The sequence below is a fragment of the Acetobacter cerevisiae genome, assembly GCF_001580535.1.
Taxonomy (GTDB): Bacteria; Pseudomonadota; Alphaproteobacteria; order Acetobacterales; family Acetobacteraceae; genus Acetobacter; species Acetobacter cerevisiae.
This window is the reverse complement of sequence record NZ_LHZA01000002.1, coordinates 1-583: the sequence shown is the minus strand read 5'-3', so window position 1 is coordinate 583 and position 583 is coordinate 1. Positions and strand designations below refer to the sequence as shown.

The 583-nt window shown below is 55.2% G+C and carries 1 pseudogene; it reads left to right on the top strand.

The annotated features are described in order from the left end of the window. A pseudogene (locus AD928_RS00010) lies at nucleotides 1-583 on the top strand (IS3 family transposase); the annotation flags it as partial.

Below are 583 nucleotides of genomic sequence, written 5' to 3'. Positions count from 1 at the left end.
TGGAAGAGGAGAACCGTCGGCTGAAGCGCATGTATGCGGATTTGAGCATGCAGACAGATATCCTGAAGGAAGCCCTTGGAAAAAAATGAAGCGGCCAGCCCAGCGCCGGGAACTGGCCGCACAAGCTGTGGCGCATCATGAGGTCAGCATTGCGCTGGCCTGTCGGATTTTTGGGATATCCGAGACCTGCTTTCGCTATCGTCCGCGACTGGCAGCGGAGAACGACAGGATTGCTGCTCTTCTGGTGGGACTGACCCAGGCTCACAGGAGATGGGGATTTGGTCTGTGTTTCCTGTATCTGCGCAATGTGCAGGGACATGTCTGGAATCATAAGCGGGTTTATCGGATCTATCGGGAACAGGAACTCAACCTGCGGATTAAACCCCGCAGGCGTCTGGTTCGCGAAAAGCCTGATAAGCTGTCGGTTCCGGCCCTTCCCAACAGGGTCTGGTCCATGGATTTTATGGCGGACAGGCTGATGGATGGACGTGCTTTTCGGCTCCTGAACATTCTGGATGACTTCAATCGTGAAGGACTGGCGATCGAGGTTGATTTTTCCCTGCCAGCCTGTCGGGTTGTCCGC